Annotated in this window: 13 protein-coding genes; 3 read left to right on the plus strand and 10 right to left on the minus strand. The window is 67.1% G+C overall.

What is annotated here, in order from left to right:
* Nucleotides 1–185 precede the first annotated feature (185 nt).
* Nucleotides 186–1172 (plus strand): phosphotransferase family protein, encoded by a 987-nt coding sequence (locus ACIBJF_RS44055; protein WP_399182864.1) that lies wholly within the window; start codon nucleotides 186–188, stop codon nucleotides 1170–1172.
* On the opposite strand, the gene ACIBJF_RS44060 is transcribed toward ACIBJF_RS44055, so the two are convergent.
* From ACIBJF_RS44060 to ACIBJF_RS44080, 5 genes are all read right to left on the minus strand, one after another.
* Nucleotides 1156–2418 carry an ATP-grasp domain-containing protein gene (locus ACIBJF_RS44060; RefSeq protein WP_399182866.1) on the minus strand — a complete coding sequence of 421 codons (1263 nt, stop codon included), beginning with the start codon at nucleotides 2416–2418 and terminating at the stop codon, nucleotides 1156–1158. The genes ACIBJF_RS44055 and ACIBJF_RS44060 overlap by 17 nt on opposite strands.
* Nucleotides 2415–3566 carry a glycine amidinotransferase gene (locus ACIBJF_RS44065; RefSeq protein WP_399182869.1) on the minus strand — a complete coding sequence of 384 codons (1152 nt, stop codon included), beginning with the start codon at nucleotides 3564–3566 and terminating at the stop codon, nucleotides 2415–2417. Before ACIBJF_RS44065 ends, ACIBJF_RS44060 begins: the two co-directional genes overlap by 4 nt.
* A 28-nt stretch (nucleotides 3567–3594) precedes the next feature.
* Nucleotides 3595–4572, minus strand: coding sequence for an aspartyl/asparaginyl beta-hydroxylase domain-containing protein (locus tag ACIBJF_RS44070; RefSeq protein WP_399182871.1), 978 nt, complete (start codon nucleotides 4570–4572; stop codon nucleotides 3595–3597).
* A gap of 17 nt (nucleotides 4573–4589) precedes the next feature.
* The gene (locus ACIBJF_RS44075; protein WP_399182873.1) at nucleotides 4590–5996 is read right to left on the minus strand and encodes a peptide ligase PGM1-related protein; all 1407 of its coding nucleotides are present in this window, start codon (nucleotides 5994–5996) and stop codon (nucleotides 4590–4592) included.
* Between the two features lie 89 nt (nucleotides 5997–6085).
* Nucleotides 6086–7252 (minus strand): cytochrome P450, encoded by a 1167-nt coding sequence (locus ACIBJF_RS44080; RefSeq protein ID WP_399182875.1) that lies wholly within the window; start codon nucleotides 7250–7252, stop codon nucleotides 6086–6088.
* Between the two features lie 365 nt (nucleotides 7253–7617).
* Here ACIBJF_RS44080 and ACIBJF_RS44085 point away from each other — a divergent pair, with 365 nt between their 5' ends.
* Nucleotides 7618–8934: a helix-turn-helix transcriptional regulator gene (locus tag ACIBJF_RS44085; RefSeq protein WP_399182877.1), complete on the plus strand. Its 1317-nt coding sequence runs from the start codon at nucleotides 7618–7620 to the stop codon at nucleotides 8932–8934.
* Nucleotides 8935–9301: 367 nt separating this feature from the next.
* Here ACIBJF_RS44085 and ACIBJF_RS44090 read toward each other — a convergent pair whose 3' ends face one another.
* The 5 genes from ACIBJF_RS44090 to ACIBJF_RS44110 all read right to left on the minus strand — a co-directional run bounded on the left by ACIBJF_RS44090 (nucleotide 9302) and on the right by ACIBJF_RS44110 (nucleotide 19665).
* On the minus strand, nucleotides 9302–9478 hold the full coding sequence (locus ACIBJF_RS44090) for a hypothetical protein (protein ID WP_399182879.1): 177 nt from the start codon (nucleotides 9476–9478) through the stop codon (nucleotides 9302–9304).
* A gap of 355 nt (nucleotides 9479–9833) precedes the next feature.
* On the minus strand, nucleotides 9834–10493 hold the full coding sequence (locus ACIBJF_RS44095; RefSeq protein ID WP_399182881.1) for an SUKH-4 family immunity protein: 660 nt from the start codon (nucleotides 10491–10493) through the stop codon (nucleotides 9834–9836).
* A gap of 85 nt (nucleotides 10494–10578) precedes the next feature.
* Complete coding sequence (locus ACIBJF_RS44100; protein WP_399182883.1) at nucleotides 10579–10929, minus strand: nucleic acid/nucleotide deaminase domain-containing protein; 351 nt, start codon at nucleotides 10927–10929, stop codon at nucleotides 10579–10581.
* 79 nt (nucleotides 10930–11008) lie between these two features.
* A complete protein-coding gene (locus ACIBJF_RS44105; protein WP_399182885.1) occupies nucleotides 11009–11524 on the minus strand; it encodes an SUKH-4 family immunity protein in 516 nt (171 codons plus the stop codon).
* Nucleotides 11525–11535: 11 nt separating this feature from the next.
* Nucleotides 11536–19665 carry a ricin-type beta-trefoil lectin domain protein gene (locus ACIBJF_RS44110; protein ID WP_399182887.1) on the minus strand — a complete coding sequence of 2710 codons (8130 nt, stop codon included), beginning with the start codon at nucleotides 19663–19665 and terminating at the stop codon, nucleotides 11536–11538.
* A 933-nt stretch (nucleotides 19666–20598) separates the two neighbouring features.
* On the opposite strand from ACIBJF_RS44110, the gene ACIBJF_RS44115 reads away from it, so the two are divergent.
* Complete coding sequence (locus tag ACIBJF_RS44115) at nucleotides 20599–24354, plus strand: LamG domain-containing protein (RefSeq protein ID WP_399182888.1); 3756 nt, start codon at nucleotides 20599–20601, stop codon at nucleotides 24352–24354.
* Nucleotides 24355–25099 lie beyond the last annotated feature (745 nt).

The raw sequence follows: 25099 nt of genomic DNA on the forward strand, positions 1-25099 counted from the left end.
CCTCGAGGGTCTCCTCCGGTATCGCCATGACAGCCCATCTACCATGCCACACAGTGAAGTTGAGCCGACGCCAGCAGTTATTTGCTTACAACTCCTAACCTAATTCCGCATCATTGGAGGCGTACCGCCGACACACTGGACTGCGACTACTTCGTTGGACCATGGCCAGGACACGAGGAGCTTTCGTGGAGTTCCGTTCGATCTCTCGCGAGTCGTCTGCCTTCCAGCAGCCTGTCTCTGCCGCAGATGTCCAGGAGATCTGTGCGCGTGCCTTCGGCGCCGGCGTCCGGGTCACGTCGGCGGTGGAGCTGGGCGGTGGCATGTACAACACGACGTACCGGATTACTGCTGAGGGCCTGCAGGAGCCAGTCATCCTGCGGGTCGCGCCAGCGGAAGATCGGCAGTTCGCGTCCGAGCGGGAGCTGATGCGGAACGAGTACGCCACCGTGCCCTACCTCTCAACGATCGCGGCCCTGGTCCCGCGGATGCTGTTTGCCGACTGGTCGCAAGAGATCATCGGCCGGGACTGGGTGCTGCAAAGCCACCTCACCGGCGTGCCGGCCCCCGAACGCCTCGGTGCCTACGACCGCCCGCTCTGGCGCGGGTTCTTCGCCCAGCTCGGCGAGATCACCAGCCGGGTGCACTCCGTCCGCGGCGCGCACTTCGGCCCGGTCGCCGGTCCAGGGTTTCCCACCTGGAGTGCCGCCGTGGTCGCCTCCCTGCACGCCATCGCGGATGACCTGAGCACCTCGAGCCTGGACGCCGCAGACGTACGCAAGGTCGCTGACCTCGCCACCGAGCATCGCGATGTCCTCGACGAGATCCGCGAGCCCCGTCTTCTCACCGGGGACTTGTGGACCGTCAACACGATGCTTTCGCCGGACGCACCCGAACCGGTGATCACGGGCGTGCTCGATCTCGACCGCACCCTGTTCGGTGACCCGGCTGCCGACTGGACCATTCGCATGGCCGGCGCCAAGCAGGACGAGCGGACCGCGTTCTGGGACACCTACGGCCCGCGTGACGCTTCCTCGGCCGGCGCCTGGCGCGCGCTCGTGTACGAGGCGCGCCATCTGGGCGCGATCCGGCTGGAGCGGCACCGCCTGGGCAACGCGGAGGGTGTGCGCGAGAGTTACGTGTCGCTGGGGAAAATCGTCAGCGCGCTGGCCTGACCAGGCTGGAGGTGTGCGGCTGGACGTAGATATGGACCTGCTGCAGGAGCGCGGCGGCCCGTTCTTCCACCGCGGCCGCGCTCTCGCCAGTGACTACGAAGCTGCCCAGCCGGTGGGCGTTGGCCTCGGGCTGCGTGACCCGGCTGCCGAGCGGCGCCCGCCACCGGACGAAGGGCACGTTGGGCCCCAGTGCGGGCAGGCCGGACAGTGACTCCAGCCGTCCGTTGCGTGGGCTGGTTAGGAACCGCACGGTGGCGTACCGGCGGGCCGTAGGGGTGAGCGCGGCCGGACGGCCGAGGGCGACGTCGAGGAGGGCTGCCCAGATGTCGATGCCGAGGGCGTGCTGGATGAGGACTCCGATCTGCCCGGCGCCTAGCCGGGCGGCGATCTCGATGACCGTGCACTGTCCGCTGGCGTCGACGATGACTTCTGTGTGTGAGGCGCCGTGGCGGATGCCGACGGCGCGCACGGCCGCGTGGACTTCTCGGTGAACATTCGCTTCGACCCGTGCCGGCAAGCAGGCGGGGAGGCTGTGTCCGGTCTCGACGCGGCGGGCGCCGCCGGTCACCAGTTTCCGGGTGACGGCAAGGTGCGTAGTGGTGCCGTCCTGGGTGACCGACTCGACGCTGTACTCCGTCCCGGTGGCGTAGGCCTGCACCAGGACGCGCGGGTCGCCTTCGCCGCCGTACGGCTGGCTGGCGGTGCGGGCTGCTTCAGCGGCGGCCGCGGCGTCGGCCGGGCTGGCCGCCACCGTGACGCCGGACGATCCCGCCCCGGCCACCGGTTTGATCACGCATGGGAAGCCGACCTCGTCGAGCGCGGCCTGCAACTCGCCGGCGTCTCGGGCGAGGCGGGTGTACGGCGTGCGCACTCCGGCCGCGGCGAGGGCTTGGGCCATGGCGGCCTTGTCCCGGGCCGCGTGCGCGCGGGCGGGATTGTTGCCGGGCAGGCCGAGTTCGGCGCACACCAGTGCGGCGAGCTCGGTCAGGTACTCGTTGACGGTCAGCACCGCGCCGATGCCGTGCCGGCGGCCGTAGGCGACGATCTCCTCCACGGCCTGCTCGGGCCGGGTGATGTCGGTAAGCACCCGCCCGGCCAGCAGCTCTTTCAACTCGTCGCTGTAGGTGGCGTATTCGGTGGGGGTCGCTGCGGCGTGGATCTGGTGGCCGCGGGCGGCCGAGGTGCAGGCGATGGCGCCGGCCTCGGGGCCGGCCGCGTCCAGCAGCAGCACGGCGGCGCCGGTCACAATAGGTAGTCCTCGCAGGCTCCATCGCGGCGGGTGTCCAGCGTGAAGCAGTGGAATCCGCCCCCGAACAGCCTCCGGTGCCGGTGCCGTACCGGGACCACCGTGAAGTGCTCGGCTTCCAGGGTCTTGATCAGGCCGATGCATTCCTCGTTGACCAGCACCGTGTTCTCGTCGACCGACAGGACGTTGAGGTCGATGTAGGGGCTGGTGAGGACCAGGTCCTCGTAGTCGTCGTAGACGGGGAACGCGCCGGGGTCGGGCTCGGGCGGCACGATGTAGCGCCAGGAGCGCAGTGGTTCGGGCATCAGGTCGCGGATGCTGTCGTGGCGGGCGAGGAGTACGCCGGGGCGCAGGGCGAGCACCATGGAGTCGATGTGGTTGTCCGCCATGCGGTGGACGGTGTGGATGCGGTAGCGGTCGGCGAGGTGCCGCTCCAGCCAGGCCACGCCGCGCGCGTGATTGTTCTGGGCGACGTTGATGACCAGGTCACGGCCCAGCCTCAGGACCTGCGCACCGTCCAGCATCATCTCGTAGCCGACGTCGTACGGGCTGGGCTGCGGGTCGACGATGGCCTCGGTCGGCCCGCCCAGCGTGGTGGTGGCGTCCCGTGCGTAGGACAGGTCGAAGCTCATGTCGGTGAGGGTGGGGCGCGGCATCACCGTCCACTGGGCGCCGTTGTCCGCGTAGGCCTGGAACAGGTGGTGCAGCAGCTGGGTCTCCAGGTAGCGGGAGCGGATCGCCGGCGGCGTCTCGATGATCTCGCCGCCGAGGATCAGCGTGTTGTCCCGTACATTCAGGGCCGGGGTGGGGGCCGCTTCCCAGCCCAGGCCTGCGATCGCGGTGGCGTTGGGCGGCAGCGGCAGGGGCCGGTGGACGGTGATCCCGAGCCCGGTGAGCGTGGCGGCCAGGTTTTCGACGTCTTCGTGGAGTTCCTCGGCGTAGCGCTGCTTGATGGCCCAGTTCTCCCGGCGCGGGCCGGTGCCGGCCTTGGCGAGGCGGGGGTAGGCCCAGTCCGAGCGGAAGCCGGTGAGGTTCTCGTGGTGGAACAGTTCGAAGGAGAGGTCGCGGTCGTGGCCGAGGTAGTTGGCGGCGGATCCGACGATGACCTCCCGCAGGGGGGTGAAGTCGTCGTGGCTGTGCAGCTGCATGGCGAGGTTCCTTCCTGGGGTGGGCGGTTCAGGAGGTGCGGGGTGCGGCAGTGATGTGCCGGTCGGCGAGTGCGCGCCCGCGGCGCACGCGCAGCAGGAGGCCTCCGTTGCCGTCGGGCTGGAGGGTGCGTTGCTCGCTCCAGCCGGAGAACCGCCACTGCTTGCCGTCGTTGTCGACTGGGGCGAGCGCGAAGGCCCGGCCGGCAATGGTCAGCGTGGGGACGCCGGCCGGGGGGTGGTCGATGCGGGCGGGGATCAGGGAGCCGTCGAGTGGGGCGGCCGCGTCGAAGTCGGCGAATCCGGAGGGCAGCAGTGCCTCGTACGGCAGGCCGACGGGCCAGGCTGGTGGGGTGTCCGGGGCGGTGCGGTTGAGGAGGACCTCGCCGTGGGTGAGCAGGTCCTGCCAGGTGGGCGGGAACCAGGCGGCGAGTTCGGCGGTGAGGAGCGCGTCGATAACGGCGTGGACGCGGGTCACGGTCTGGCTGGTGTTGCGCACCAGGTGCTCGCGGGAGAAGTCCCCGAACCACAGCGTGCCGGGCTGCCAGCGGTGTTCGACGCCGTCGAGGACGAGTACGGCCTGCGGGTCGGTGACGATCGGGATGTGCAGACGGACCAGGCCGCGGTCGAGGCGGTACTTGGGGTCGCAGTGCGGGCTGGCGACGGCGCCGGGTCCCAGCGCCATCAGCCGCACTGCGTTCAGGGGTGCGGGCAGCTGGGCCAGGATCTCGGCGAGGTAGGGCAGGTGCTCGAGCCAGCGGGTCGGGGCGAAGGGCTGCGGACCGGGGCCGCCGGGGTCGGTGCGTTCCGCGTCGCCGCCGAGGCTGCGCAGCGGCAGGACGCGCCAGTCGATCGCGGCCGGCTGGCCGACCTGCCCGCCGTAGGTATGGATGCGTTGCGGGTTCCAGGTGTGGGAGGTGACGGCGTCGAGCTCGGCGGGGAGCCGGTCCGCGTCGAAGACGGGGGCGAGTTGGGCCGCCTCGGCGGCCGCGGTGCAGGCGGTGCTCATCGGTTGAGGGCTCCTGGTCAGGAGGAGAACGACACGGCGGCGGTGCCGACGTGCTGGCTGGCGTCGTAGGTGCCGGCGGGCAGGGCGGCGAACTGTGCGTCGAGCTGGTCGAAGACGGGGGTGTAGCCGTCGGCGGGGTCATAGGCGATGCAGAACACGAACTGCGCGGGGGCGCCGGGTGCCAGGGGCAGCGCGGGCATGGAGACGATCACCCCGGTGCGGGTGGCGGGGTCGTACGCCAGGCCCAGCTCGTTCAGTGCGGTCTGGAAGGCGGCGAAGTCCGGCACGGCCCAGGTGGGCGGGACGTGGTACTCGACGACCTGTCGGCGCGGGGTGGCGGTGACGTTGACGATGCCGTGGGCGATCTGCTGATAGATGTGCAGGCTGCCGGAGACCTGGGCGTTGACCTCGGTGAACACCACCGTCCCGCCGGGCAGGATCAGGGCGTCCGCGCTCAGGTGCCCGCGGTAGCCGATCGCCCGGTAGGCCTCGGCCAGGCGGGTGCCTCCGTCCAGCAGTGCCGCCTTTACCGGTTCGTCCGCGGCGTCGAGGGGGACGACCTGGTGGCTGAGGCGTCGCCCGACGTAGAGGAGTCGGCCCATCTCGGTCGGGTGGGTGCCCTCGTCGCTGGCGTAGTGCTCGGAGTACACCGCGTCCGCGCCGGGCGCGAACTCCTCGACGACGACCGGCCACCGGCCATCCCCGCTGGCCCAGGACCAGCGCTTCGCCCAGTACGCGGCGACCCCGTCCGGGTCCGGGGCCAGGTGGTGCAGGTGCCGGGCTCCGACGTGGTCTACCTCCATGTCCGGGTCGCATACGAGCAGCTCGTTGCCGACTCCTGCGCCGTTGTGGCTCTGTTTGACCACGACGGCAGCCGTGGGGGACGTCTCGAGTAGCGCGGTGGTCGCGGCGATGGCCTCGGCGCGGCTGCGGCAGACGCGGCCCGGCAGGATCGGTACGTCGGCGGCCGCGGCCAGCGCGCGGAAGTTCGCTTTGGAGTTGCCGATCTCCCCGCCGCCTTGGCCGAAGAAGGCGGCCCCCGGGTATCGGTCGGCCACGCCGAGCGCTTCGGCGAGGTGCGCCACGGCGGCCGCCGGCCATAACGCGAACACCTCGCTCACCGCATCCGGGCCGCCCGGGCCGAGCGCGGAGCGCACCTGCTCGACGAAGGCGGGCTCGGTCAGCGAGGCCGGATCCAGGAGGCGGTCGCCCCACGCCCCGGCCGGCGCGACCAGGATGGTCAGCTCGCCGCCCTTCACGCCCGTGTGAGCCAGAGCGTGGTCGACGAACGGGGTGTCCGGCTCACAGCACAGGATGAGCAGGTCAGCCGGGCGGGCGAACCAGAACAGGCGCTGCGTCCAGGCACGCATGTCACCGCGTTCGCGGATCGACGGGTCGATGTGATTACCGACGAGGATTCTCACGACGAAAGCTCCTCAAAAGGGTGTGGGAGGGCACACCGCGGCACAGCCGCCGTGCGGGGCACCACAGGTGGGGTGGGAGGGGATGAGGGTCAGCGGTGAAGGGCGGCGGGCAGCGTGTCGAAAGCGCGCATCGTCGCCGCGCGGCGCCGTACGCCTTCGCCGGCGGCGACCAGGTGCGCCGGGTACTCGTTCAGGGCGGTGACCAGGGCCCGCAGGCCCGCCTGGGCGACGGTGGTTCCGATACAGGAGTGCGGGCCCCACCCGTAGCCGAGGTGCCGGTTCGGTGTTCGGTCCAAAACCAGCTGGCTTGGGCGAGTGAAGGCGTCCGGGTCGTGGTTGGCCGCGGCGAACAACGGGACCACTTTCTGCCCGGGACGGATGTCGACGTCGCCGATGCGGCACCCCCTTACAGCGATACGGGTTGTGCCCTGGACCGGGCCGTCGAAGCGCACCAGCTCGTCAACGCCCGTGGCCAGCAGCTCCTGGTCGCGCATCTGGTGCAGGGCTTCGGGGTGAGTGAGCAGTGTGTGGACCGCGTTGCCGGCGGCAGCCGCCATCGTGCTGTATCCGCCCTGGAACATCACCCGAGCCGTGTTCTTCACATACAGGCGGGCGAGCGCGTCGACGCCGTTGGCGTTCGCACGGACCCGGGCCAGCAGGCCAGGTCGGGGCGCGGCCGCGAACCAGGATTCGACCAGGTCGCTCAGTTGTTGGCGAGCGATCCGCCCCGGGTCCACGACGGAGGGGTCCAGACCGCCGTCCATACTACGCATGATCGCGTCCGAGACGGCGGCGAACTCGGCGTACGGCGGGGGCTCGACACCGAGGAGGTCCGCCACCACCGCCACAGACAGCGGTACCGCGATCTCGGACACCACATCGAAGACGTCGCCGTCGGCGAGGTCCTCGAGGCGGCCGAGTACCAAGCGGCGGGCGCGCGACTCGACCGCGGTGAGGTCCTGGGCGTGCAGCGCCGTCATGAACAGCGAGCGGATCCGGCCCTGCTGCGGTGGATCGAGACTCTGCACGCTCAGGCTCGGCTCGGCCACCGTGCCGCCGGTGCGCCGCGGATCGCGGGCGAAGGTGGCGTGGTCGCGCAGCACAGCCACGCAGTCCGCATACCGGGTCAGCGCCCAGGACCCCATGCCCGCGTGCCAAAACACCGGGTTGCTGGAGCGCAGTTCGGCCAGTACCGGGTACGGGTCACGCAGGATCGTGGCGTCCAAGGGGTCGTAGCGGTCGGTCACAGCCGGCATCGCGGGGTCCTTCCGGAGCGGGAAGGCGGGCCCGCTGCCGGCGGGGCCGCCCTGGTCCTCGGGCTCAGTGGTCGTACGACATGGCAGCCCCTCCCTGTTCGTCGACGGCAGTGGACGTCCCGCGGGGAGCGAAGGGCCTGTCCGGTCCTCATGTGCCGGCGGATGTGCATGCGGCAGGGCAGGACGAGACGGTGCCGGAACGACTTTCGCCACCGTGGTCCGTCCGGCCTCACAGGCGCCGAGCGAGACATCACGAGTACACCGCTCACAGACCTCGATGCCCAGGCCTGAGCCCTATCCCCGCCCTATCCCCGATCTGCGCAAACCGCTCTTCCGCTCGCCGGCCTGGGTGGTGAAATGGAGGGGTGGACGACGAGATCCGCCACCCTCTCGCGTACGCACGACTCGAGCGCGGATGGTCGCAGGAGGAGTTGGCCCGTCGTATCCGGCGGGCCGCCAAGCGTCGAGGCCTGCGCTCCGGCACCCGAGGGTCACGGGTCTCCAAGTGGGAGACCGGCCGGGCCACGCCTGACGAGGCCGAGTCCCAGCCGCTCATCGCCGAGGTCTTCGGGATCGACTACGCGGCCATCGCCCATCTCGGCTGGCCCAACTGGCTTCCGGGCCGAGACGAGCCACTGCCCTTCGGCCGGCACAGCACCGTCCCCTCGCTCCGAAAGGCCCTGATGTCCTCCTTGGACCGACGGTCGTTCATCGCCTACACCAGCGGCTCGCTGGCTGCTCTCGCCCACCAGTGGGCCATGACGGAGTCCGGGCCCTTCCCGCGGTGGGGCGCCGGTGACGTCGACGCGGAGATGGTCACCTGGCTCGAGACCACCGGCGCCGAGCTGATCCAGCTGGCCACCGAACGCCGCAAGCGCACCCACCGGCTCCTGGACGCGCACCTGAACACCGTCACCGAACTCATCAGCGAGGGCCGCTACACCCGCGCCGACGAACACCGGCTGCACACCTTGGCCGCATCACTGGCCCAGGCCATCGCCTGGCAACAGTTCGATGAGCGGCGTCACGCCTCCGCCAGCCGTTTCTGGCATGCCGCCCTGCACAACGCCCACACCGCCGGTCAGCGCGACCTGGGCGCCGGCGTGCTGTCCGATCTCGCCTATCAACTGCTCTGGCTCAATGACGCGGACACAGCGGCCGCCGTGCTCGAGCACGCCATCCCCCGCACCCAGCACCCAGTCGCGCGGTCTCTTCTTTATCTGCGCCGGGCCCGGGCTCTGGCTGTCCTCGACGAACGCGGCCGCTGCCGGCAGGCCCTCAGCCGAGCGGAGAAATGGCTGGACGCTCCGTCGTACGATCCGCCGCCGGCGTGGTGCTCCTGGATGTCGCACGCCGATCTCGCTGCGGACACCGGCCGGTGCCTCGCCGACCTCGGGCAACTGCGGCGGGCGCACCAGCTCATGGATGAGGGCATGGGCCTGCTACCTGCCACCCGGTCGAAAACGCGGTCGGTGTTCCTGGCGTACCAGGCCGAGACGCATCTTCGTGCCGGCGACGCGGATATCGCGGCAGAGACCGCGACGCGCGCGTTCGACCTGGCAACCCGCATCAACGCCCCGCGGTGCGTGACGATGATCCACGACCTCGAGCCAGAGTTCGCGCCGTACGGGCACGTTGCCGGAGTCGACGAGCTCCTCGAGCGGCTCCGCGCCCTCGGCTGAGGCCCCGAGCTCGGGTCGATGGACCCTATGGCAACTGCGCTCGGGGACCGGCATCCCCCCAAATAGACGAGGCGCGGTGCGGTGCCTGATCAGCATCATTCAAGGCGATAACTATCGAGCCGCGGCTCAGCCCATGCCGCATAATTCAGAACTGGGCGCCAGGACGGCGGGACGGTCCTGTCATCAAGTCCCCGACCTCGAACCCGGAGCCCATAGCGAATAGTGTATGCGATCCCTTCAATCTGCACTTCCCCGCAAGCGGTGTCATCGCCACCCAAGGCTGAATCGGGATCCTCAACCACATCCCATCCAGCCTTACGAGCAAGGTGAACCCACACTTCGAACGCTCGCCGAGATGAACCAGGTCTCACGTCTCCGACTCGCGCCAGAATCTCAACAGGATCCGGACGTCGCACATCAGTTGCCACAGCGGCCCCTCACTTCGAAAGTTCATTTGCGCCAGGGCTCCGGCGTCGATGGCCCGCAGGACGAGCGATTCGGCTCCCTCCTGCTCGCCAATCATGTCCCGCAGCTGGTCCAGCACCTCCTGGCGTAGACCTCAGCCTCGGCGGCATGCCGGACGAGTCGTTTGGCCCCCTCCTGGTTGCAACCCTGTCGCGTAGCCAGGCCAGCATCACCAGAGCTGCAGTGGACTCCGTGCCGATGACACGGCGGGGAGTTCGAGACGGAGCAGGCCGTCATCGGTGAAGTGGGCCAGGCCGTGGGAGCCGTGCGCGATGCTCTGGATGACCTCCGAGGGCGAGGGGTACGCAGCCCGGCAAGTCGGTGTCACTGATGCCGGCCGCGAGCTGGCCATCGCAGCCGCGGTGGAAAAGCAGCGGGTACGGCAGGGCTATCAGATATTCTTCGGAAAACTCTCAATCTATCTTGTGAATCAGCTACTCAAAGCCATCGATCATCATCGACCACATTGATTCCGGATTACTAAGCGACAGTTGATCCTTGCCATAGAATTTGTCGCGAACCTTGGAACACAACTCACGATATGGCACATGGAAATCAATCCGCTCAGCCTTATTGCTCGATTTCCTTGCAGCTTCCCAAGCTGCCACTTCGGCCCGGTCGGCTCGATCCCGCTGATCGACTAAAATAGGGGCAAGCCAATACCAGCGCCAGCAGAAATCAACGAATGCGGCAGCCCCTGAATTGATCATCTCATCCTGGATTCCATCCGGGTGCAAATGTGCGAGAGCGGGAACCAAGTTGCGCACTTCTGGCACCGCAATTACGGAGCCGGAGGCCTCATTGACTACGATTCTCACATCTCCGCACTGACCAATGACATAGCCACTCCAGTCATAACTCATATACTCTGGCTCACTCGAGGGCTGGAAAGACGCACCAAAGCGCATGAGCATGCCGTCCGAAGGAACCGATGGCAACCCATGGACAGATAGGGCCTCCTTATCGCGCGCCGAGATCCTCCATGCAGACAAAGCAGCGGGTGGGTGCACCGAGACACCCTCCCTATGCGTCAGGGATCCCAGGTCAGCGCTCAAGATGCGCTGCACCTCGGAGCTTGCCTCTTGATACTCCACGACGCCTCCAGAAGGCCCCACAAAGTTTCAAGCCAGTCTAGCGCTGGGGTGGCGCGACGATCACAGCGCCACCCCAATGGGCCACTTACTTTGTAACCCATTCATAGTCTGGCACGCCCGGGTCGGGCGAATAACCGTCCATCGCCTCTCGGATGTGCGCCTTATTGTATCCGGTATAGCCAGGACCATCCGGGTTTAGGCTCCATTGAATATCGTCGCGCACCGAGGTATACGGCCCAATTCTCGCGCCGCAAAGATTTGGGAGTGAAGAGCACGGCTGACGCTCTAAATAAATGACCGTGACATCTTCAGGAGAGATTCCCTGCTGATCGATGTGGGCATCGAGGATCCGTTCGGAATGCGCGTTCCCCTGATTTGCGGCCGCGATATAACGCGCATTATCTCCGGTGACGTTGCCGTCAACTACTGCTGTCAAGAGCAAGAGAGTCCCGTCGGAGCGCCTCCGGCGGGACTCTTGCCTTCTGCCTTGAGCAGGGACTCTTCAGCTTTCAGTACTACTCTTCGTCGACTACTTCGGCATAGTCCCCATTTGCCACATCGCTAAGGAAGTCGGACCAATAGGTCCCCGGAACGAGCGCCCCAGGATCGAGCGGGGTCAATTCCTCCCCCAGTTGCTCCGATGCAGCAATGGAGACCTCAAAGTCACCTTCGCCAGCATCCGAGTAGTACGGATACCGCTCCTCGCAGAGAGACATGAAGGCAACGAAGGCGTTCAGGCTGGAGTTGACAACAGAAACGGTGTGCAAGTCGACAGAATCGACCTGAAGCACCTTACCGTCCTTCGATCCAACCACAATATAGTCACCGGAGAGACTGAACCCGATCCTCACGAGCCCACGTCCCTCAGAATTCGGCACCCGTTCAATCGCAGGATCCGCCCGGAAGTAGTGAAAGAACCGAATCGGAATCAGTCCACCGCGGCAGGCTTCGACCAACTCCTCGGGGAGTCCCACCAGGGACTCCTCCGAGTATGTGCAGGATCCGTTGATCCACTGGTGTTCGTTGTGCACCGGTCGTTTCCTTATGTTCGAGGAGGCCACAGGTCTCTGACGGCAGCCGCGAGACCGCGGCGTGCAGCATTCTGAACCGCAGGGTCAGAGTTCCAGGGGAAGCTATATGTCAACTCAAATTCTGGGTTCGTGAATTGTGGGAGGATCTTCCCTTCGCAGTTAACAGTACCGCTGCAGGGTTGATACTCGACATACAAATCCGTCACGTCCGATGGCGCCGCGCCACGTTCGGCAAGGCGCGGGATCATGAGCTGTTCAGCATGACCCTCACTGGAAGCGTGAACGGCAAGGGTTTGAATGCCTCCCTGACTGTCTGTCCAACGAGCTACGGCATAAAGGTTCGAGCGGTTTCCATCCAATGCACGAGCCACCAAGGCCCCTTGACTAAGGTCCGTACTGCCATATGCAACCTGGCGCCCAGGGGACGTCTCGCAGGCTGCATTGACATTGTGGACCAAGACCGGGACGCCGCCCGCCACAACATAGTACGTATGCAGTTGCCGAACGGTGAGGTTCCAGCGGTTGGCCGCACCGGGTGTGACGTGGGTGGTGACGACGTACGCGTGACCGTTGGTCGCCGTGTTCAGGGCGTCGCCTTGGCGCAGGTCGCCGGCGGCGACCCAACTGTGGGTGGTGTCGTTCCAGAAGGGGTGATTGGCGGTGGTGTGGAGCGTTGCGGTGTGGCCATCCTTGTCGCGGACGGTGACGTCGAGCAGGTCCTTGTCGTGGTTGATCCACACGTGCTCGACGGTGCGGCCGCCTTGGTGCTTGCCCGTCTTGGGATTGGCGGCGTCGACCTTGTCGCCGGTCTTGATCTTGCCGATTGGCTTGGTCTTGCCGTCCGCCATCAGGACGGGGGTGCCTGGGGAGAAACTGCAGCGGCTTCGTCTTGCTTCGGGTGCGGGCTCGCTGCCCGCATTGCCCGATTCTGGATCGCTGGGCTTGCTCGCTGAGGTGTCTGCTTCCTCGGCTTGTTTCTGCGCGTTGGCTCTCTTCGCCGCGAGGATGCCGGCCTCATCGGAGGCTGCCGCATCGTCCACTGCCTTGGTAGACGCACCGGCTCTGGTGGCTGCAGCGGCCGCGTCGCCCTCGACTGACTCGGTTGCCCCTTCGAGCGCCCCTTCGGCGTCACCCGACAGACTTCCCTCGACGGCACTGGCACCGCTGTCCAGGCCGCCCGAATAAACTCCGCCAGCGACGTCGCATGCGTCCTGGTGTGGATTTCCTCCCTGCAAACCCCTTCCAAAAAACTCGAAAGTTCCGGCTGAGCAGAGGGCGAAATCCCAGAGGGGCTCCATGACGAGCCTCGCAGGGTCGTTCTTGTAGTTGACCGTCGGTCCGCATTGTCCGAATCGGCCGCAGGCGTAAGGGTTTCCCGGGGGGCTTGCGGGCGAGCCGCCGCTTCCACCACTGCCGTTACTGCCGCTGGAGGTCGTGGTATCGCTGCCCGTTGGTGGTTCGCAGCTCCAGTGGCACTGCGTACCGTTGCTTCCGTCAGTGTTGCTGAGCGAGAGCCCACTGGGGTCGCTACCGCTTGCGGGGTTGTCTCCGGCGTAGGTGTAGCCGCCCATCTGGTTGGGGTCGCCGGCTTGGAAGATCGGGTCGGGCGTGAGGAAGCGGCCCAGGGTGGGGTCGTAGTTGCGGGCGCCCAGCAGGTCGAGGCCGGTGGTGGTGTCCGTGGGTTGGCCGAGGTAGCCGTGGTTCTCGTCGGCGGAGACCCACGTGGCGGGCTTGGTGCCCCGGGGGTTGCCGTAGGGGTCGTAGTAGCGGCGGGTGACTGCCAGGCTGCCGGCGTCGACGGCGGTCGACGCTGTGCCCTGGTGGTTGGCTATCTGGTAGCTGACCGTGCCGGTGCTGGAGCGGGTGACGGTTGTTCCGTCGGGGCCCGTGTAATAGCGCAGGCCGGTCCAGGTCTTGGCGGAGACGTTCAGCGTGATCTGTTCGGTGCCGCCGAACAGGTACAGGATGCGGGTCTTGTCGGTGCCGTCCGTGGCGCTGGTCTGCTCCAGCAGGTTGCCGTCGGCGTCGTAGAGGTACTTGCTGGTGTAGTTGTGTGTGCCCGAGGGGTTGGTGACGGTTGCGGTGCGGCCTTCGGGGTCGTATGTGAGTGTCTGGGTCTGGCCGGGGGGCAGCGCACCGGTGGTGATGGTGCTCCAGGTCTGGCCTGAGCTGGGGCAGGTGGCGATGGTGAGCTGGGTGCCCTTGGTGGCGCTGGCGCCGGGGTCGGTCAGGCACACGGAGTTGTTGGCCTTGTTGGCCAGCTTGCCTGCGGTCGTCGTCACCCACTTCTGGGTGGCGTCGCTGCTGCAGGTGTCGATCACCACGGTGGTGCCGGACGTCGTGGCGTTGCCTGTGGTGTCCAGGCACATGCCGAGGACCTTGACGGTGCCGTCGGTGCCGATGGTCCACTTCTGGGCGTTGGTGCCGTTGCAGGTGTAGACCTGGACCTTGTTGCCGGGGGTGGTGGAGGACGAGGCGTCGTCGACGCAGAGCTTTCCGCCGCCGGTGAGGGTGAAGGTCGAGGCGATGGGGCCGTTGGTGCTGACCTTCCGGCTCATCGTGTTGCCGGCGTTCTTGTTCGGCGTGTAGCCGGTGTCCGTGTAGCTCGGTGTCCAGGTCGCGGTGCCGGTGGTCGGGTTGCTGCTGGTGGTGGTGCCTGCCTGGTTGGGCAGTGTGGCCGTGGCGGTGCCGTCGGTTCCGGTGTATGTGGTGCTCTGCGTGGTGTCGTTGAGCGCGTTGCCGGTGGTGTCGTGGTCGACCATGCTGGTGCGGTCGCCGAGCAGGTCGTAGCTGTAGGTCTGCCAGTACGGGGCGGGGCCGCCGACCGTCGTGGTCGTGATCGGTGTGGTGGTTGTGGTCTGTACCGAGGTGGTGGTGCAGCCGCCGACGGCTCCCACGGGTGCGCTGGTGGAACTGGTGATGCCCGCGGTGTCCGTCCAGGCGGCGGTCAGTCGCTGGTAGGAGTCGTAGGCGAAGCACTGGGTGTCGTGGGTGGTGTTGTCCTGCAGGTCGTCGATCGCGGTGATCTCGCCGGCCTGGTTGTAGCGGTAGTTGGCCACGTCCAGGGCAGTGGTGGACGTCTGCAGCATGCTCGACGTTTGGGTGACCCGGCCTGTGGTGGCGTCGTATTGGGCGAAGGTCGCCAGTTCCTTGCCGGTCGGGCCGTAGTTGGCCTGCAGGACGCGGCCGAAGGGGTCGTGGACTGCGGTGTCCAGGTAGGCGGGGGTGTTGGTTGTGGTGATGAAGCCGCCGATGCCGTCCAGGTTGCCCTGCTGGGTGTAGCCGTAGTCGACGTCCTCGGCGGGCAGGTTGCCGTCGGCCTGGTAGTGGACCGTTGAGAGCAGGCCGACAGTGGGCGTGTATCTGGCGGTGCTGGTGTAGGTGACGGTGCCGCTGCTGGGCGCGGTGGACTGCCCGGCTGCGGCGAAGCCGTCGCCGGCCGGGATGGTCAGGGTGTTGCCGGTCGGCTGGTAGGCGGTGTTGTAGCCGGTGACCGCCTGGGTGTATGCCGATCCGGAGGTGCCGCCCACGTAGCGGGTGGACGAGGTCGGGTATCCCTTTTCGAGGGTGTCGTACTGCCAGGAGGCGAGTTCCTTGGCGGGGTCGGGAGTCGCGGACCAGGAACTGTCGTATTCGGCGGTGCGGCGGTTGTCCCAGTCGTAGGTGTAGGACACGATCTGGCCGCGCGGATCGGTCGTCTGCAGGAGATTGCCGATCACGTCGTACTTGTCGAACGTGGTGGTGCCGGTGTTCGGGTCGGTCTGGGAGGTCTTCTGGCCCAGCAGGTTGTAGCTGTAGGTCCAGGTGTTGCCGGCGTTGTCCTTGATGCTGTCGACCTGGCCGGCGGGGGTGTAGGTGTACTTGGTGGTGGCGTTGGCCGCGGGGACTGCGTTGACGGTGCCCTGCCGCCACAGCACGGTGCTGCTGTCGCTGGCGACGACGGCCACGGTGGAGTCGTTGCGGACCCGGAGGGTGGCGCCGGTGGTGGCGGTCAGGCCGGTGGTCCACTTTGAGGTACCGGAGGTCGTGTAGATGACCAGGTTTCCGTCGGCGCCGAACGTGGCGTAGGCGCCGGGGTTTCCGCTGGTGCCGCTGGACCAGATCGTCTTGCCGGTGGCCAGTGCGGTCAGCACCAGGTTGCCGTCGGCCTGCATGGTCAGGCGGACGCTGTCGGAGGTCAGCGACGTACCGGAGGGGATGACGGCGCCTGCGTGGAGGATGACCGTGCTGCCGGTGTTCTTGACCACGGTGCTGGTGGTCTGGCCGAGGGCGTTGGTGTAGGTGGCGGTGGAGCGGCCGCCGGCGGGTGCGGTGGTGTCCGTCTCGTCGGCGCCGGGGTAGCTGGTGGTGGTGTGCCACTGCTGGACTGCCTGATGCCAGAGTGTGCTGGTGAGCGGGCGGCCCTGGCCGTCGTACGCGGTGGTGGTCTCCGAGGGGATCTGGTTCTCGTTCGCCGCGTACAGGGTGGTGGAGGGGAAGTTGTTCGGCTCGGAGTGCGGGGCGAACGAGACGGTCTGCCAGCCGTGGGAGTCGTAGAAGGTGTCGGAGATGATCCGGCCGGAGTTGCTGTCGCCGTCCGCGGTGGCCTGCGTCTGTCGCGGCTGGAGCATGCCGTCGTAGATGGTGATCGAGGTGCTGTAGGTGTCGTCGTCGCGCAGCGTCTTGGTGGTGACGGATGACGGGTCACCGGGAGGGCCGCCGGGGGCGGCGACCGCGCCGGGGTTGATCGAGTAGGCGAAGGTCCTGTCCGCGCTCTGGCCGGCCGTCTTGTCCCGTCCTGGCAGCCAGACGGCGGTGCGGCGGCCGAGGGCGTCGTAGGTGATGTCGGTCTTGCGGTTGTTGGCGTCGATGTTCTCGGTGGGCAGTCCGCGCAGAGCGTCGAGGGTGGAAGTGACGTGCCAGTTCTGGGAGTTGGTGGACGTGATGCTGGTCGGGTTGGTGTTGGCGCCTGCTGAGGTCCAGGACGGGGTGAAGGCGGTGTGGGTGTTCTGCCCGGTGGCATCCCATGCGTCGGTGATCCGGCCGGCGCCGTCGTACTTCATCACCGATCTGGTCTGCCAGTTCTCGGTGGTGCCGCTGTAGCCGGTGGCGGTGCGGACGGCGGTGACCTGGCCGATCGCGGTGCTGCCGGTCTGGTCGAGCTGCCCGAATGTTCCCAGGTCGGTGAGGCTGCCGTTGCCGTCGTAGTCGTAGTAGATCTTCTTGTCCGCGAGCAGCGTCGTGGCGCTGGGCGCGGTGCCGCACGGCCCGCTGACGGCAGTGATCTGGTCCGGGTAGGTGAGGGCCATTGTGTTGCCGGCCGGTGGCGTCGCGTAACTCGTGGTGGCGCACTTTTCCTGCGCGGCCACGCTGACGTCACCGTGCGCGTCGACGGTGGAGACCCGGCCCTGGCTGTCGTAGGTGGTGTCGGTCCGGGTGTGACGCCATGTCCCGTCTGCGAGCAGGGCGTAGCCGTGCGACTGGGTGGTTTTGACGCGGTAGGCGGTGAGGTCCGGCAGGGTGGACAGCGCGGGCTTGGTCTGACCGGGGTTGTCGTCCTGGGTCCAGTCCGTCCAGGGCGTCTGGGTCGAGTGCGCGGTGGTGGTGAAGGTGAATGGGCCGTTGACGGTCTCGGCGTTGATGGTGCCGCCGGCGGCTGTGTAGGTGTCGGATTCCAGTGCGGTGCCCGCGAGCTGGTTGACGTCGGTGACACTTTGCACCGTGGAGCCGCCGACCTTGGCGTCCACGCTGACCGAGCGGCGGGTGCCGTCGGCCTTGTAGTCGCCGTCCATGCCCTGCAGGTACGTGGTGGTCTTTTGGGTCACCGGTTCGGGGGCCTGACCGGTCTGCACCGTGACGGTGCGAAAGCCCCGGAACTGGTCCCAGGTGCGGTACTGGTCGTCCGTCTGCGCCGAGTCGTCGCGGTGCCAGGCGGCTCCGGAGTAGCTGTAGGTGGAGACCTGCGCCTCCGAGCCTGCCGGGATGTTCTGGGAGTCCGGTTTGTACTGGGAGGCGATCGTCAGGTCGGACGCCGTGACCGTGTGCACGGTGGTCTTGTTGAACCAGTCCGCGATCGGCTTCGAGGCTCCCGGGACGGTCCAGTACACCGGGTAGCAGGAGTTGGTGTTGGAGTCCGCGGACGAGATGTCCAGCGTCTTGCCCGCACACGGGTTGAGGTTGTAGTCGACCGCGATGGACTCGCCAGTCTCGGTCTGGACCGAGGAGATCCTCGGTCGGTACAGCGGCGGCGCCGACGGGGAGGCGTCGTTGACCCGGTTGTCGATCTCCGTGCCGGTGAAGGCGACCTCGTTCAGTTTGATGTCGCTGTTGCCGTTGCCGTACGTGTCCTTGCCGGTGTGCTGGATCGACTGCAGCCACATCACGGCCTGCAGCGAGCCCGCATCCTTGGGGTCGACGGTCGTGCCGGTCACCGGGTCCACCGTGCCGCCGGCGTCGGAGTACACCTGCCCGAGCTGATAGCTGTCCACGGCCGTCAGAGCGTCGGTGGAGGAGTCCTTGACGTGGACCTTGGTGGTGATGCTGTCCAGGCGGGTGGTGGTCCAGAACGTCGGCGCCGCGGCGATGCAGACATTCGTGGGCACCGTGGTCGACCCCGGCGGCAGCGTGGTGCTGTCCGTGGAGTCGCAGTGCAGGTCCCATGGGACGTCGGGCCAGTGCGGGGCTGTGTTGTCGTTGAGGTTGCCTGCGGAGCAGTCGGTGAAGGTGTCGGTGGTCTGGCAGCGCTGCTTGGAGGTGAAGGTGACCTGGGCGGCGGGGGTGCGTCCGGCCTGCTCGTCGTCGAGCCGGTAACCGTAGGAGATGGAGTCGAGCTTGCCTCCGCGGACGTAGGACGTCAGGGTGCCGGAGTCACCGGAGGCGGCCTGGCCGCCACCGAGGTCGTAGTAGTTGGTTTCGGTCGTGTAGTCGTAGCGCTGCACGAACCCATTCGGTGAGATGACGAAGTCCAGGTTCCAGCGCCAGCCCTCGTGCTTGTCGCACTGGGACGCCTTGCCCTTCGCCGAGTCGTAGCACGGGTCGCCCGACTCCGGGTGCAGCACGGGCACGCCCCAGGCAGCGTCGGTCGAGGAGTCGGAAGGCGTACCGGACTGCATCCCACCGGAGGTGCCAGGGTCGGTCGGGGAGTGGTCGGCACCGAAGTAGGCGGCCGTGCCGTCGGTGGTCAGGACACGGAAGTAGACGCCGTCGTGGAGACCGTTGGGGGCACCGGACAGCTCCTGGACCAGGGTGCCGTCGTCACCCTGCAGCCGCCATTGCTTGATCTCACCCGTGACGCTGGAGTCGACACCGTCCGGTACCAGCGTCCCGGAGTGCGAACCGAAGGAGATGGTGGCGTTGTCCCCGCCCCAGCACTCGTCCCCCGACCCTTTGAGGATCTTGTTGCCGCTGCTGTCCAGCAGGGTCCCGCAGGAGCGGTACGTCCGCTCCACGAAGCCGGGCTGGTAGTCCCAGCCGTCGCCGACCCAGGATGCCTGGGAGTTGCGGGCCGAGGTCTCGCCGTCCTCGGACTGCGAGTCGTAGGACAGCCCCACCGACGGGGCGTTGCTGCCCACCGCGGAAGGCACATCGATCGGGTAGGAGTATGTGAAGGCGCCGGTGCCCGAGGCCTGCCAACTCCCGGACGGTTTCAGGGACGTCGCCGCGTAGTTGCCCTGGGACCCGGAGCTGCCGGAGGTGACCTCGACCGTGGTGGTGTCGGCGGACATCGTCATCGGCGCGGCCGTGCCGTGGGAGGCGAGGGGTGCGCTACCGGCGGAGGACCCGACGGTGAGGGTGGTGGTCAGCTGGTCCGCGGCTGCCCGGTTGGTGAAAGCGATCGGCGTGCGTGTCCGGCAGCGCGAAAGCTGAGGGCTCGTCAAGGAACAAGCGGGCACCTGATACAGCCGAAGCCGGGAGCCAAAGCCGCCGCCGTACGCCTTCGCGAGCGAGGAGTAGTCGATGACCACGCGTACCCGGCCCTTGCCGGTCTTCGCGTCGGCGCGGGTGAAGCCGAGCAGCATGCCGTTCGCACCGGCGCGCAGGGCCTGCGCGTGGGACGCGACCTTGACCTGGACCGATGTTGGTGCAGCCGCGGTGGCCGCCTTCGCCTTGTGTCCGGAGGCGGGCGCCGGGGCAACCCAGACCGGCAGACTGCCCGCCTTCACGGGCTTGGTGGCAGGTGCCGTCTTTGCCGGCGCGGCACTCGGCGTGCTGTGGGCGGGGCTAGGGGTCCCAGCCGCCGTGGCCGCTGGTGCAGGAACGGCATGGGTCAGGTCAACCGTCTTGGTGCCTGCCTGCGGCCACGTCGGCTTGGCTACGTGGTATCGGGTCAGGGCCTTGTAGCCCTTGGGGTGGACGGTGGTTGGCCGGTGAAGGGCGTGGCTGCCGACCGCCGGTGTTTTCGGAAGGTCTTTCGGCCTCCACACGGTGCCGTTGAAGTGATACGGCCCGAAGACGACACCCTGGGCAACCGCTGCCGGCACCAGGAGTGCCAGGAAGGCAACTGCCGCTGTGGCAAGGGTCAGTGTCCGACCCCAGATCCGGTACTCGACGCTTGCGAACCAACGCCGCTTGCCGCTCACCCGTGAAACCCCCCACGCCTGGCGACCTATGACGGGCCGTCGCGTCTGTGATCACGCGAGTTGCGTGATCGCCGGGAGGCTATTGATGGCAGGTCCGCAACTCAATAGCCTGTGCCGACGCTGTGACCAGGGCGTATGTCAAGCGTGTGCAAAATGTGCCCGCGCCGTGAGGGCGCGAACATCACCACCGTGAGGCAAACAGGACACCGCGAGCACCGCACGTCGCACCCATAACACCCAGAGGTGTGACGCAGATCACGAGCGCAGAGCGTTCAACACCCGGAGGGGAACTGTTCCGTGCTGTCCAGATACACCCGAAAGCGCCACCAGAGCCGGGAGTTGACGCGCCATCTGGCGATGCTCCCCGCTGTCGCCGCCCTCCTGGTCGGCATACCCACCATTCCGGCCAGCGCAGACACATCAGATCCGAGCGATCCCATGCTGGCCGCTCAAGCGCAAGCGGTGGCAAGCGGCCAGGACGTCCCCGTCGACACCCTGACGACGGAGACTTCCACCGTGACCGCGAATCCCGACGGCACATTCACCTCCACCACCAACGTCATGCCGGTGCGGGTACTCAAGGACGGCGTGTGGACGCCCGTGGACGCCACGCTCACCGCCAACCCGGACGGCACCCTCTCACCCAAAGCCACCCCGAACGCGGTCGCCCTGTCCGGCGGAGGCAGCGGCCCCCTGGTCACCCTGACCAACGAAGACGGCCACAGCATGGCCCTGACCATGCCCTTCACCCTCCCCGCCCCCACCGTGAGCGACGACACCGCGCTGTACAAGTCGGTGCTCCCCGGCGTGGACCTGTCAGTCTCCGTCACCGACCAGGGCGGCTTCAGCGACGTACTGGTCGTCCACGACGCCACTGCCGCCGCCAACCCGGACATCAAGAAGCTCACCGAAGCAGCCTCCACCCAGGGCCTCACCCTCTCCGCCACCGATGCGGGCGGGATGGACGCCACCACCTCCGACGGCACGGTCGCCTACACCAGCCCTCGACCGCTGATGTGGGACTCCACCACTGTCCCGGACGCACTGACGGAGTTCGCGCCCACGGCTGACACCACCACGGCCGGTGACGCCCCCGCGACGTCCTCTCCCGACGGACCCGGCCAGGGAGCCAAAGTGGACACGGTGCCGATGAGCACCACATCCAGCGGCCTCACGCTGACGCCGGACACGTCCGTGCTCAACGACCCGGGCACCACCTACCCGGTGTACATCGACCCGTTCGACAACCCCGTCACCAAGGCTTCCGGCCACTACGACGAGGTCTACTCGAGCTCCACCTGCTCCGACAGTCCGCAGTACGACAAGCCGCAGACTAACGGCGAGGGCATCGGCTATCAGCGCTGGGGCGGTGTCTGCGGCACCGGTCTGGAGCGCTCCTACTACGCGATCCCCACCAGCAGCCTCGATCCCTCTATGCAGGTCTACGACGCCGAGATCACGGTGAGCTCCACGTACGCGGCCAGCTGGGACTGCTCCCAGGACCAGCCGATCACCCTGCACACCACCGGGTCGATCGACTCCGGCACCGACTGGAACAACAAACCCGGGACCTGGGACGACAACTACGCACCCGTCAAGACCACGATCCCCAGCGCGGCCAACGCCAACAGCAACTGCAGCAATCACACCGCGACCTTCAAGGTCACCGACCAGGCCCAGCGGATGGCGCAGTACCACAATTCCAGCGGCGACTACTGGACTGTCGCCCTCTACGGCGACGAGAGCATCTCCTCCAGCAACGACGACTACCTGCGGATGTCGAGCGTCCTCCAGCTGACTGTCAAGTTCGACATCCCGCCGTACGTCCCGACCAACCTCCACACCACGCCCGCCGCCAGCGGAGCCAGCGGCTCCTGCGTCATGAACGGCGACGGCTGGATCGGCACCACCACATACTCCGACGCCGGGAGCAACATCCAGCTCCACTCCACCGTCAACACCCCCATGGACGGCGTGAATGTCCAGGCGCATTACCACGTCTGGGACCGCAGTGTCCTCGACTCCAACGGCAACGCTCTGGACAAATCAAGTCCTGCCAGCTCATACCAGGCCAAGCTCTCCGACGCCGACATGCCCATCGGGTTCACGCTCAAGGACGGGCACGAATACGGCTGGGACGTCTACGCCCAAGACAACTCCAGCCAGCACCTGACCTCGGACGTGAGCCAGCATTGCTGGTTCAAGACCGACTTCACCCCGCCAAACACTCCCGATGTCGCCACGAACCCCTCTTTCCCGCCTGTTGGCACTGGTCCTGCCGGGGACTACGCCGGAGCCGGCAAAACCACCAGCTTCACCGTGACCGCAGCCGACAGCGCCTCGTCCGACACCAGCTGCACCCCGAACCCCTGCCTGTCCAGCGGCATCGACCACTTCCTGTGGCAGCTGGACAGCCAGCCCACCGCCACCACCGGCACCAAGTCGTCCGTCACCAGCACCGACAACTCCGGCACTGCGACCGGCACGGTGACCGTCCCCATCACCGACTGGGGAGTGCACACCCTCTACGTCGCCGCAGTCGACACGGCCGGGAACATCTCCCAAGCCCCCGCCAGCTACACCTTCACCGTCCCCTGGAACCCCGACACGAAAATCACACCAGGTGACATCAGCGGCGACGGCATCCCCGACCTGCTCGCCACCACCAAGACCGGCGATCTCGAACTGATCCCCGGCAACACCGACCCCGCCCAGAGCCCCGCCCCGGCACAAACCGGACCAGTCACCGGCACGCCCCCCGCGATCAACGGCCCGGTGCTCGTCTCGACCCCGTCCCACTCCCCCGACGGAAGCCGCTGGAACAACTACCTCATCGCTCACCGCGGCAATCTGCACGGCGCAGACGTCGACGATCTGTTCGCCTACAACAAGCAGACCAAGCAGCTCTACATCGTCAAGAACGACCTCGACCCCGGGGTCGACAAGTACTCTGCCTACACCGGCTATCTGGGCAACCGCTTCGACGTCGTCCACAAGGACGCCTGCGCATCATCCGACATCGTCGCCGACGACACACGCTGCCGCACTGCCGGGTACAACGACCAGACCTGGGACATCAGCCAACTGGTGGCACCGGGCAATGTGTACGCCAACCCCGACAACTACCCAGCCGTCATCACCGTCGAAAACAAACGGCTCTGGCTCTACCAGGCGGACAGCATCGGCCACCTGAAGAACCCCATCCTGCTCGGAGACGGTGACTGGTCCGGCCTCACCCTGATCACGCCAGGCACATTCAAGGGCACCCCGACATTGTGGGCACGAGACAACGCGACCGGAGCGCTCTACACCTACTCCCTCGCGCTCGACTCGAACGGGCTCCCTCCGCTCCTGCACGCCTCAACCCACGCCACGCTGCCGCTGACCCTGTCACCCAGCACCTACCCCGTCATCGCCTCGCCCGGCGACCTGAACAGCCCGACCGGGGGACCTGACGGCGTCCCCGACCTGTACACCGTGGACACCCACGGCGAACTCACCGAATACCCATATGTCCAGAGCGGCGTACTCGTCTACCCGCCCCAGTACATCTTCAGCAACCCGGTATCCCTGGGCACGGTCACAAACACGGCCACCCACTGGTGGAACCTCGACGACGGCAGCGGCACAACAGCGGCCGACTGCGCCAACGCCACGAGTCCCGACTGCAGCCCCGGACTCACCGCCTCACTGACAGGCGCCTACAGCTGGACCAACGACACCAAGCGGGGCAACGTCCTCAACCTCACCGGCACCACCGGATACGCCGCCACCAGCGGCCCAGCCGTCGACACATCCAAGAGCTTCACCGTCTCAGCCTGGGCAAACCTCACCTCCCTCAGCGCCAACTCAACCTTCGTCTCCCAATCCGACAGCGCAGGCAACGCCAACGGTTTCCAGCTCTACTACTCCTCCGGCAAACACGCCTGGGCCTTCGGCCGCCACAACGACGACACCACCAGCCCCTCCTTCACAGCCACCTACGGCGGCACCCCGACAGTCGGCGCCTGGACTCACCTGGTCGGCGTCTACGACGCCAACACCAACCAGCTCACTCTCTACGTCAACGGCCGCCAGGCCGGCACCAAGACATTCGGCGCAACCTCCTGGCCCGCCACCGGCCCCCTCCAGATCGGCCGCCGCCTCTACGAAGGCACCTACGGCGAGTACACCAACGGCAAGATCAGCGACATCCACATCTACAACACCGCACTGCCCCCCGCCGACGCCAGCGCTACCGGCGACAACCCGGCAGCCAGCCAGCTCGACTGACCAATAGACGAGAGGACCAACAGGCGCTCGGCTGGACCCCAGCCGAGCGCCTGCTCTCTTCGTCCGGTGATGGTCAGAGCGCGAAAGGGGCACGCCTGGTCGGCGCTTCCGACTGGTGGATAGGCCCTCAAAGGACCGTGAGCGCTTCCCAACCTGGGGAGGTAGCCGATCGGTGCTTGTCAGCGGCGACTGGTAGACCCTGGGCTATGACGTTCCTGCTCGTGGTTGAGGCTGATGCAGGTGGATGACGCGTCGATCAGGATGCGCTGACGGAAACGATCCTCGGCCAGTGGGCCGGCGCCTCGATCCGCTCAGAGCACGGCAGCGAAGGTCGCAGTCTCATATGGGAGTTCGAGACGACGAATGGTCCCGGAGAGGCATGTCTGCATGTGGAAGGCACGTGCCTGTACATGAATATCTGGGAAGACGACGCAATCTGGTTGGCCGTCCTCTTCCGCAAGTTGACGCCGGACGGCCTTGGCCTGGTCTTCTGCGATGATGGCTACACATTCGATGTTCGTCTCCCGCCGCCGGGCACCACCTAGAAGGCTGCTGAAAATCTTGTTGTGGGGCTGTCCGGCCGGAGGCCGGGCGGCCCTTTTCGCTACGGTAGCTGTCAAGTCAAATGAAACGAATGTGCGGCTATGAAGTGTGTTGCTGTGGTTCGTGTCGTCGGGTGGGGTCGTTGATCCACGCCTGCTGGGGAATCTTCGGTGGCACCGGCCGGCGGTTGAAGCGTTCGGGA

Origin of the sequence: Streptomyces sp. NPDC050743 (genome assembly GCF_044456925.1) — a bacterium.
Lineage (GTDB): Bacteria > Actinomycetota > Actinomycetes > Streptomycetales > Streptomycetaceae > Streptomyces.